The organism is Isoptericola sp. NPDC055881 (genome assembly GCF_053615895.1).
Window position 1 is genome coordinate 21,282 of the sequence record NZ_JBSHCR010000053.1, and the last position, 8,585, is coordinate 29,866.

Consider the following 8,585-nt stretch of genomic DNA (forward strand, 5'->3'; position numbering starts at 1 on the left):
CTGACCGCCGCAGTCCGCGGTCGCGCGGACCGGAACACGCGTAGCCCCGCCTGAGTTGTGCACGACGGAGGTGTCACATGACGTACGAAGTCACCAAGTCCGACGAGCAGTGGCAGGTCGAGCTCAACCCCCAGGAGTTCGCCGTGCTGCGGCAGGCGGGCACCGAGCGGCCGTGGACCGGAGAGCTGCTCGACGAGAAGCGTGTGGGCGTGTACCGCTGTCGTGCCTGCGGCCACGAGCTGTTCCGCAGCGAGACGAAGTTCGACTCGCACTGCGGCTGGCCGTCGTTCTACACGCCGTTGGCGGGCGACAGCGTGGAGCTCCTGGAGGACCGGTCGCACGGCATGGTCCGCACGGAGGTCCGTTGCGCGCGGTGCGGTTCGCACCTGGGGCACGTGTTCGACGACGCGCCCCAGACGCCGACCGGCGATCGGTTCTGCATGAACTCGCTCAGCCTGACGTTCGAAGCCGCAGAGGACTGACCGGGCTAGGGTCGGGCACGTGACCGACACCGTGTCCAGCCACGTGCCCGACCACCTGGTCAACCTGCGCGACGTCGCGTCTGCCGCCCCGGGCCTCCGGCCCGGGGCGTTGCTGCGTTCCGACGCGCCACGGTCCGGCGACCGGGACCCGGCCGACGTCGCCTGGCCCCCGCGGACCGTGCTCGACCTGCGCGACCCGGGGGAGAACGGCGAACCGCACCCGCTGACGTCCGTCGCGCGCGTGGTGGCGCTGCCGGTCCTGGACGGCACGGCCATGGAGGGCGCCGTCGCCCCGGCCCCGGTCCCCGGGCTGGGGGACCTGTACCTGGCGATGCTGGACGAGCCGGGCGCCGGGCACCTCGTCGAGGCGGTGCGCCTGGTCGCGACGGGCGACGGGCCCGTCCTCGTGCACTGCACGGCGGGCAAGGACCGCACGGGCGTGGCGGTCGCGCTCGTGCTGGCGCTGCTGGACGTGGACCGGGCGGCGATCGTCGCGGACTACGAGCGGACCGGCCCGCGGATGCCCGACATCATCACGCGCGCCGCGGCCACCGCCAACCTGGCCGTCCCGGACGCGCACGTGCTGGCACGGCTGCCTCCGGAGCTCCTCACCGCGCCGGGGTGGGCGATCGAGGCCGTGCTGGACCGGCTCGCGGCCCACGACGACGGCGCGCAGGGCTGGTTCCTCGCGCACGGCGGGGACGGCGCGACGCTGGACGCGCTGCGCGCCCGGCTCGTCGCCTGAGGGGCGCCTCGCCGACGGCACGAGAACGGCGAGGCCCCGGAGCGGGACCTCGCCGTCCTCGGAGGGAACAGGTCAGGAGCGCGAGTCCCGCCAGCGCACGAAGTCGTCCGAGTAGCGGTGCAGCAGCGTGGCGAGCTGGGCGACGTCGGCCTCGTCCCAGTCGCCGAACGCGTCCTTGTACATCTCGATGCGGCCGTCGCGCGCCCGGGCGAACCGGTGCGCGCCGTCGGCGGTCAGGGTGATGCGCTGGCCGCGGGTGTCCTCCGGGTCGACCTCGCGCTGCACGAGGCCCAGCTCCACCAGCCGGCTCAGCTGCCGGGAGACGGTGGCCCGCCCGACGCCGAAGTGGGCGGCGAGGTCGGAGCCACGGATCCCGGGGTGGGAGTCGATGTGCGCGAGGATCGGGTACGCCGACGCCTCGAGCTCAGGATGCACCCGCCGCGCGGTCTGGGCCGCGGACGACTGGGCGCGACGGATCAGGACCCGGATCTCCCGTTCGAGGGCACCGAACGGGTCGGTGGCCGGGTCTGGCGTGGGCGGTGCGGCTGCGTCGTGCATGCGCCCATCATGAGGCTTCGCCGAGGCAAACGGGAGTGCCGTCAGCGGGGGAAGTTACGCCCGGACGGGGCCGCAGCGGGTGAAATCGGCCCCGTCCGGGGGTGTGGACCGGTGTCAGGCCCGGTCGGTGACCCGCTCGGCGTCCTGCACGGCGACCGGTGCGACGCTCTGCGCGGCGACGGGTGCGGCGGCCTGGACGGCGACGAGCGGGGCGCTCTGCTCCTCGTCGAGCACCTGCTCGATGCCGGAGCGCTGGCCCAGCGGGATCTCCTTGATGAACAGCACCGCGATGAGGGAGATGACGGCCATCGGCACGGCGTACAGGAAGATCGTCGTGATGCCGTCCGAGTACGCGGACTCGATGACGGACCGCACCGGCGCCGGCAGGCTGGCGAGGTCGGAGGGCACGACGCCTGAGCCGGCGCCCGTGGCGTCGGCCGGGATGCCGAGCTTCGCGAGACCGGTGACCAGGTCCGACTTGATGTGCGACGCCATCACCGCGCCGAGCGCGGAGACGCCGATCGCGCCACCGAGGGAGCGGAAGAAGGCGACGCCCGAGGTGCCGGCGCCCATCTCGTGCACGTCGAGGGTGTTCTGCGTGGCCAGCACGAGGTTCTGCATGAGCGCGCCGACCGAGATGCCCAGCCCGAACAGGAACACCGAGATGAGCACGAAGCTCGTGTCGACCTCGATGGTGGACAGGCCGTACAGCGAGGCGGACAGCACCACGGCTCCGCCCACCATGATCGCCTTGTACCGCCCGGTGTTCGAGATGATGCGGCCCAGGACGATGCCGGCGAGCATCGTGCCGATCACCATCGGGATGGTGAGCAGGCCGGACTCGGTGGGGGTCTTGCCGCGGGCGAGCTGGAAGTACTGGCTGAGGAACACCGCGGTGCCGAACATGGCGACGCCCACGGAGGCGGACGCGATCACGGCGAGCACGAACGTGCGGTTCTTGAACAGGTGCAGCGGGATGATCGGCTCGGCCGCGGCCCGCTCGACGAAGCCGGCTGCCACCAGCGCGACGACGGCGCCACCGACCATCGCGGCGGTCTGCCACGAGGCCCACTCGAACTGGTCGCCCGCGAAGGTGACCCACAGGAGCAGGAGCGCCACGGCGACGGCGATGAGGACGGCGCCCGCGTAGTCGATCTTCACCGCGCGCTGCTCGCGCTTGGGCAGGTGCAGCGTCTTCTGGAGCACGACGAACGCCGCGACGGCGAACGGGATGCCCACGAAGAAGGTCCAGCGCCAGCTCAGCGAGTCGGTGAGGACGCCACCGAGCAGCGGGCCGCCGATCTGGGCGACGGCCATGACGCCACCCATGAGGCCCATGTACTTGCCGCGCTCGCGGGGGCTGATGATGTCGGCCATGAGCACGGTGGCGAGGGCGGTGAGACCGCCGGCGCCGATGCCCTGGAGGGCGCGGAAGCCGATGAGGGTCTCGATGTTCTGCGACAGGCCGGCGGCCGCCGCCGAGACGACGGTGATGCCCAGCGCGATCTGGATGAGGACCTTGCGGTTCGTCAGGTCGGCGAGCTTGCCCCAGAGCGGCGTCGAGATCGTCATCGTGAGCAGCATGCCCGTGACGACCCAGGTGTAGGAGTGCTGGGAGCCGCCCAGGTCGGCGACGATGCGCGGCAGCGACGTGGACGTGATCGTGGTGGCCAGCAGCGAGACGAAGACACCGAGGAGGATGCCCGAGAGGGCCTCGAGCACCTCGCGGCGGGTCATCGCCGGGGCCGGCGGGGCGGAGAGGTCCGGCGCCTGGGGCGCGGGGACGGGTGACTGACTCATCGTGCGGGGATCTCCTCGTGCGCCAGGGCGCGGTCGTGGGTCGTGGTGAGGGAGGCCGCGACGCTGCGGATCCTGGAGGTGGCGTCGGCGAGGTCTTCGTCCGACCAGTCGGAGAAGGACTCGGAGACGAGGTCGTCGATGCGGCGGAAGGACGCCTCCGCGAACTCGCGGCCGGCGTCCGTCAGCGCGAGGTAGCGGACGCGACGGTCGTCGTCGTCCACCGTGCGGAGCACGAGGCCGGCGTCGACGAGGGCGCTGACCTGGCGGCTCGCGACGGAGACGTCGACGCGCAGCTTGGTGGCGACGTCGGTGAGCTGGACGCGTCCGCACCGCGTGAGCAGGTGCAGGGCGCCGAGCCCGGCGCGCGGGAGGTCGAGGTCGCGGGCGATGACCATGGCCGCCTCGCGCTGGGCGCGCGAGAGCTCCTCGAGCGACTGCACGAGGTCGCGGGCCGCGGTGCGGGTCACGGACATGTCGGTGCCTTTGCGGGAAGAGGGGGTGTGCTCGGGGCCGGAGGGCCGGAGCGGTGCGACCCGGAGGCGGGCCGACTGGTTGCAGAGTGCAAACATACTCGTGGTGCTTGCAGCAAGCAAGTGTCCTGGTGGTGACGGGCGTCTCACCGGGTCGGGGACGACGACGGCCCGCGACGTCCAGGACGTCGCGGGCCGTGCAGGGAGCGTGCGGCCGTCAGGCGCGCTTGTACGCCTCGCCCGCCATGTCCTCGAGCTCCACGCCCTTCGTCTCGGGGATCTTGCCCAGGACGAAGAAGAACGACAGCACCGCGAAAATCGCGTACATGAGGTACGGGATCGCCGGGCCGAAGGTCGCCAGCATCGGCGGGAACGTCAGCGTGATCGCGAAGTTCGCGATCCAGTTGGCGGCCGCGCCCACGCCCAGCGCCGCGGCGCGGATGCGGTTGGGGAACATCTCGCCCAGCAGCACCCACATCAGCGGGCCCCACGTCGCGCCGAAGAAGACGACGAACGCGTTCGCGGAGACCAGCGCGATGATGCTCCACGGCGCTGCCAGCGTGATGTCCTCGCCCGAGCCCGTGGCCTGCGTGAAGCACACCGCCATCAGCCCGAGCGAGACCGCCATGCCCGCCGAACCGATCAGCAGCAGCGGGCGACGTCCCACCTTGTCGATCAGCGCGATGGCGATGAAGGTCACGGCGACGTTCGTGACGGCCGTGATCGTCGAGACCAGGAACGCCTGCGACTCCTCGAAGCCGACGGCCTGCCACAGCGTGGTGGAGTAGTAGAAGATCACGTTGATGCCGACGAACTGCTGGAAGATCGCCATCACGATGCCGACCCACACGATCGGCTTCAGCCCGAACCGGTCGCCCTTGAGGCTGCCGAGCTCGGCGTTCTGCTCGTCCTTGCTGATCGAGTGGTGGATCTCCGCGATCCGGTCGTCCACGTCCTCGTCCGGCCCGAGGACGCTCGCGAGCACGCGTCGCGCGTCGTCGTCCTTGCCCTTCGTGACCAGATAGCGCGGCGACTCCGGCATGCGGAGCGCGAGGATGCCGTAGACGGCCGCGGGGATCACGGCGACCAGGAACATCCAGCGCCAGGCTTCCCAGCCCAGCCAGAGCTCGTTCGCCGCGCCACCCGCGGACGTGGCGAGGATCTGGTCCGAGAGCAGAGCCGTGAAGATACCGACGGTGATGGCGAGCTGCTGCAGCGAGCCGAGGCGGCCGCGCACCGCCGCGGGCGCGATCTCCGCGATGTACGCCGGAGCGATCACCGACGCGATGCCGATGCCGACACCCGCCATGAAACGCCAGAGAGCGAGGTCCCAGGCGCTCCACGCGATCGCCGACAGGATCGACGACGCGAAGAACAGCACCGCGCCGAGCACCATGACGTGGGTGCGACCCCACCGGTCCGCCAGCTTGCCGCCGGACCAGGCGCCGAGCGCGCAACCCAGCAGGGCGACCGCGACCACGAGGCCCGTCACGGTGGAGTTGAGGTCGAACTGACCCTCGATCGCGTCGACGGCGCCGTTGATGACCGACGAGTCGAATCCGAACAGGAAACCGCCGACTGCGGCAGCGATCGCCAGCCCGGTGGCCTTCCGGTGAGCGCTGCGCACGCTCGCCTGACCAGGTGCGGAGTTGGACATATGTCTCCTCAGTCCGTTGTTGCTTCGATGCTAGGTCCGCGACCGTATGTCGGCTCGGGGAGAGGTCGGCGTCACGTCGGTGCCGGTCGGTGCCGGGCCGGGCGACGCGGCCACCAGGTCGGCGTCACGGCAGGGGTGCGTGCTGCGGCGCACCTCGGACGGGGTGCCTGCCTCTCGCGGACCGCGGGAGACTGTACCCGTGAGCGACATGCCCGAGCCCCGCCGGCCCCGCCGGCCCGCCATGCTCGACCCGCAGACCGCCGAGCAGATCCCCGGCGACCTGGATCCCGCGCTGCGCGACGAGGTGGCGCACACCACAGCGCGCGCCGTCGTGCACCGCGCGCGGGCCGCCGAGGACCCGGAGGTCGTCGACCGGCTGGTGCGCCTCGTCGAGCGGGAGGGGCTCGACGTCGTCGCCGCCCTGTGGTCCGACGCCGCCGCCGCGTCGCTGCCGGGGGCACTGTGGCGGCTGTATGTGCTGCGCGAGTGGGTGCGGCGCGACCCGCGCACCATCGGGCTGCGGTACCGGCTCGGCGTCGACGCGGCCCCCGTGCACGAGGTCGTCGCCGGCGTCCCGCGCCCGCCCGCGCCCGAGGACCTGCGGGCGCTCGCGGACGACGTCCTGTCCGGCGTCTTCGCCGGCGACCTCGCCGTCGCCCTGGAGCGGGCCGCCTCCTTCTGCCGGATCCTCGCGACCGGCGCCGCGTTCGACGCCGACGCCCGCGAGGTGGCCGACCCGGACGGAGCCACCCGGATGACGCGGGGGGCCGCCGACCTCGTCCGCACGGCGGAGGAGCTGGAGCAGGCTGCGGCGTCCTGGCGCGCCGGCACGCTCGACTGACCGACCGCTCGCCCCGCCCGGTCACCGCACGACGTGACCTGCGTGTTCGGAGGGTGGGGACGGCGGGGCTTACGATGTTCGGGCGACGTCGGGCCGCGGTAGCCCCGGGCTCCATCTTCAGCCGCTTCGAGCGGCCACGCGCCGAGAGGCGCTCCCGGTCCGGCGTCGCACCTCACCCGAGTTCACGCAGCCCGCAGGGGGAAACGTTCAGCGCGCGTTCAACTGGTCGCGCCAGGATCGCCACCTCTAGTCTGTGAGAGTCTCAGCGTCTTCGACCCCAGGAGCCACACGTGCGCCTGCGCCTGACACCGCGCGACACGACCTACTTCGACATGCTGGCGACTCTCGCTCAGCACAACGTGACGGGGGCCTCGCTGCTCGCGGAGCTGCTCGGGGCATCACGGCAGGAGAGGGACTCGATCGTCCGTCGGCTCTCCGAGGCCGAGCACGTGGCGGACGACGCCACCCACTCGATCATGCGCCGGCTCAACCAGACGTTCGTCACCCCGTTCGACCGGGACGACATCTACGGCCTGGCCTCCGCGCTCGACGACTGCATGGACGCCATGGAGGAGGCCGGCGACCTCATCGTCCTGTACAAGGTCGACGAGCTGCCGCTGCGCGTCTCGGAGCAGGTGCAGGTGCTGCAGCGCTGCGCCGAGCTGACCGCCGAGGCCATGCCGCGCCTGCGCTCCATGGACCAGCTCTCCGACTACTGGGTCGAGATCAACCGGCTCGAGAACCAGGGCGACAAGCTGCACCGTGAGCTCATCGCGCAGCTGTTCGACGACACCACCGACCCGGTGCTGCTCATGAAGCTCAAGGAGATCGTCGACATGCTCGAGGAGGCGGCGGACGCCTTCGAGCGCGTCGCGAACATGGTCGAGACCATCGCCCTCAAGGAGTCCTGACGGTGGAGGCGGCTCTCGTCGTCCTCGTCGTGGCGATCGCCCTCGGCTTCGACTACACCAACGGGTTCCACGACGCGGCCAACGCGATCGCCACCTCCGTCTCGACCCGGGCGCTCACGCCCCGCGTCGCGCTGGGCATGGCGGCCGTCATGAACTTCGTCGGGGCCCTGCTCGGCACGGAGGTCGCGGAGACGATCGCGACCTCGATCGTCGACCTGCAGGACGCCTCGAACCACACGGCGCTGATCGTGGTGCTGTGCGCGCTCCTCGGCGCCATCGCCTGGAACCTCATCACCTGGTGGTTCGGGCTGCCCTCGTCGTCCACGCACTCGCTCATCGGCGGTCTCGTGGGTGCCGGGCTCGCGGCGGGGCTGCCGATCTACGGCCAGTCGATCGTCGACAAGGTCGTGCTGCCGATGGTGTTCTCCCCGCTCATCGGCTTCATCGGTGCCTACCTCGTCATGGTCGCCGTGCTGTGGATCTTCCGCAACGCCGCCCCGTCGCGGGTCACGCGCCGCTTCCGCCTCGCGCAGACGGCATCCGCCGCCGCCATGGCCCTCGGCCACGGCCTGCAGGACGCGCAGAAGACGATGGGCGTCATCTACATGGCCCTCGTGACCGTGGGCTGGGCCGCCGCCGACGGCAGCATCCCGCTGTGGGTCAAGCTCGCCGCCGCGTCCGCCATCTCGCTCGGCACGTACTCGGGCGGCTGGCGCATCATGCGCACCCTGGGCCGCCGCATCATCGAGCTCGACCCGGCCCGCGGGTTCGTCGCCGAGTCGGTGTCCGCGCTGGTGCTCTACGCGAACGCGTTCATCCTGCACGCGCCGGTCTCCACGACCCACACGATCACCTCGGCGATCATGGGCGTCGGGGCCACGCGGCGCCTGTCCGCCGTGCGGTGGGGCGTGGCGAAGAACATCGGCGCGGCCTGGGTGCTGACGATCCCGGCGGCCGCCCTCGTCGCCGCCGTCATGACCTGGATCCTGCACCCCTGGCTGACCTGACGACCAGGGACACCAGCAGAACGTTGTGAGCGGACGTCTGGCCCCGTTTCGAGCGCCCAACCGGGGCACCACCCGGGGAATATAAAAAAAAAACAGCCCCCCACACCAACACAA

Annotated in this window: 9 protein-coding genes; 5 read left to right on the plus strand and 4 right to left on the minus strand. The window is 71.5% G+C overall.

The features are described from left to right. Positions 1–77: 77 nt before the first annotated feature. Complete coding sequence (msrB, locus tag ACWGKI_RS15425) at positions 78–482, plus strand: peptide-methionine (R)-S-oxide reductase MsrB (protein WP_452188113.1); 405 nt, start codon at positions 78–80, stop codon at positions 480–482. A 19-nt stretch (positions 483–501) separates the two neighbouring features. Then, positions 502–1,227, plus strand: a complete 726-nt coding sequence (locus ACWGKI_RS15430) for a tyrosine-protein phosphatase (protein WP_380240687.1) — start codon at positions 502–504, stop codon at positions 1,225–1,227. Between the two features lie 72 nt (positions 1,228–1,299). On the opposite strand, the gene ACWGKI_RS15435 is transcribed toward ACWGKI_RS15430, so the two are convergent. From ACWGKI_RS15435 to ACWGKI_RS15450, 4 genes are all read right to left on the minus strand, one after another. Continuing rightward, the gene (locus ACWGKI_RS15435; protein ID WP_380240684.1) at positions 1,300–1,785 is read right to left on the minus strand and encodes a MarR family winged helix-turn-helix transcriptional regulator; all 486 of its coding nucleotides are present in this window, start codon (positions 1,783–1,785) and stop codon (positions 1,300–1,302) included. 114 nt (positions 1,786–1,899) lie between these two features. Beyond that, positions 1,900–3,585: an MDR family MFS transporter gene (locus ACWGKI_RS15440; protein ID WP_452188116.1), complete on the minus strand. Its 1,686-nt coding sequence runs from the start codon at positions 3,583–3,585 to the stop codon at positions 1,900–1,902. Beyond that, complete coding sequence (locus tag ACWGKI_RS15445; protein ID WP_380240680.1) at positions 3,582–4,058, minus strand: MarR family winged helix-turn-helix transcriptional regulator; 477 nt, start codon at positions 4,056–4,058, stop codon at positions 3,582–3,584. Before ACWGKI_RS15445 ends, ACWGKI_RS15440 begins: the two co-directional genes overlap by 4 nt. 214 nt (positions 4,059–4,272) lie before the next feature. Further along, positions 4,273–5,712: a sugar porter family MFS transporter gene (locus tag ACWGKI_RS15450; RefSeq protein WP_452188118.1), complete on the minus strand. Its 1,440-nt coding sequence runs from the start codon at positions 5,710–5,712 to the stop codon at positions 4,273–4,275. Between the two features lie 241 nt (positions 5,713–5,953). Here ACWGKI_RS15450 and ACWGKI_RS15455 point away from each other — a divergent pair, with 241 nt between their 5' ends. The 3 genes from ACWGKI_RS15455 (at position 5,954) to ACWGKI_RS15465 (ending at position 8,471) form a co-directional block, all read left to right on the plus strand. Further along, entirely contained in the window at positions 5,954–6,553 is a 600-nt protein-coding gene (locus ACWGKI_RS15455) for a hypothetical protein (protein WP_380240703.1), read from the plus strand. A 290-nt stretch (positions 6,554–6,843) separates the two neighbouring features. Continuing rightward, entirely contained in the window at positions 6,844–7,464 is a 621-nt protein-coding gene (locus ACWGKI_RS15460) for a DUF47 domain-containing protein (protein WP_380240676.1), read from the plus strand. Positions 7,465–7,466: 2 nt separating this feature from the next. Further along, positions 7,467–8,471 (plus strand): inorganic phosphate transporter, encoded by a 1,005-nt coding sequence (locus ACWGKI_RS15465; RefSeq protein ID WP_380240674.1) that lies wholly within the window; start codon positions 7,467–7,469, stop codon positions 8,469–8,471. Positions 8,472–8,585: the final 114 nt, after the last annotated feature.

Bases quoted from the DNA above. Each gene is read 5' to 3' on its own strand.
- ACWGKI_RS15445 (WP_380240680.1), bottom strand. From the start codon at position 4,058: ATGTCCGTGACCCGCACCGCGGCCCGCGACCTCGTGCAGTCGCTCGAG.
- ACWGKI_RS15455 (WP_380240703.1), top strand. From the start codon at position 5,954: ATGCTCGACCCGCAGACCGCCGAGCAGATCCCCGGCGACCTGGATCCC.
- ACWGKI_RS15435 (WP_380240684.1), bottom strand. From the start codon at position 1,785: ATGCACGACGCAGCCGCACCGCCCACGCCAGACCCGGCCACCGACCCG.
- msrB (WP_452188113.1), top strand. From the start codon at position 78: ATGACGTACGAAGTCACCAAGTCCGACGAGCAGTGGCAGGTCGAGCTC.
- ACWGKI_RS15450 (WP_452188118.1), bottom strand. From the start codon at position 5,712: ATGTCCAACTCCGCACCTGGTCAGGCGAGCGTGCGCAGCGCTCACCGG.
- ACWGKI_RS15440 (WP_452188116.1), bottom strand. From the start codon at position 3,585: ATGAGTCAGTCACCCGTCCCCGCGCCCCAGGCGCCGGACCTCTCCGCC.